1 protein-coding gene and 1 pseudogene are annotated in these 1133 nt (G+C 45.1%); both read right to left on the bottom strand.

Going from position 1 to position 1133, the window contains the following annotated elements; translation table 11 throughout:
* Positions 1–192 precede the first annotated feature (192 nt).
* A complete protein-coding gene (locus tag A3750_RS19315) occupies positions 193–930 on the bottom strand; it encodes an arginyltransferase (protein ID WP_068458789.1) in 738 nt (245 codons plus the stop codon).
* 9 nt (positions 931–939) lie between these two features.
* Positions 940–1133 (bottom strand): annotated as a pseudogene (locus A3750_RS26395) (hypothetical protein); the annotation flags it as partial.

Genomic DNA, 1133 nt, shown 5'->3' with positions numbered 1-1133 from the left:
GTGTTCGGCAAGGTATCTACGATTGTACCTTCCATTTCAATGACATCTTCTTTCGCCATTAAAGCGTAACCTCATTTGAGCTATGAATTGCGCCCGAGGCGCTTATATTAAGATTGGGCACTGACGGCCCTCATTTGAACGAGCGACATTCTGCCTGAAAGTTAAGCAATTCGCAAAATCAGTTTTGTTACGCTAGGTGTTTTTATTGGCAATCGACTGCATTTCGTCAATATTAAGCCAGCTTTCCTCAATTCTTGCTTGAAAAGGTTTGAATGCAGTCTTGTAAGACATCTTTTTGCAAGCAGCGATGAAGTAACCGAGATAGACGTGAGGTAGGCCTCTACGTTGCGCCTCCTGGATTTGCCAGAGAACGGCATATGTTCCGATGCTTAAATGGGAAAAGTCTGGGTCGAAGAAGGTATAAATAGCCGATAAACCGTCTTCCAGTTCATCTACAACTGCAATGCCAATAACATGATCGTCGATGGAAAACTCGATAAACCTTGTGCACTCTCGCCCATCAACTAGGAAAGAACGATACTGTTCACGACTAGCAGGGAACATATCGCCATCGGTGTGTCGATGATTAATGTACTTTTCGTAGATGAGATAGTGGTCTTCGTGAAAGTCGGCGCTCAGAATCTGAGCTTGAACCCCGAGGGCGTTTTTGGTGACCCGTTTTTGGCTTCGGCTTGGCTTAAAATCGCTGGTCAGAACCCTGATGGGAATGCAGGCGTTGCAATTTGAACAGTGAGGCCGGTAATAATGATTACCGCTCCTTCGAAAACCAAGCTCTGATAGCTGGCTATAAACAGAGTTGGTGATTTTGGCTTTAGGGTCGACAAACATTGTCGTGGCCCTTTGCTCTTCTAGATAGCTGCATTGATGTTCAGGGGTCGCATAGAACACCATTGTTTGCAGTTGGCTCATGTGTTTGTCCTAGCTGGCTAGAATCTGTTCAATAATGTCTTCATCAAAGTGCCATGTAAACAAATTGTTGTTCTTCATGCCTGTTTGAATGAGTGATTGGAATCGGTCACGTGTGATCAGTTCAGCCCCCAACGAGCTAAGGTGTTCATTTTCGATCTGGCAGTCTATTACCGGAAACTGCCAACGCTCCGCTTGCTTACACA

It is taken from the genome of Oleiphilus sp. HI0079 (assembly GCF_001635105.1).
Note: the sequence above shows the minus strand (reverse complement) of the source record. Positions and strands in the feature narration are given on the sequence as shown.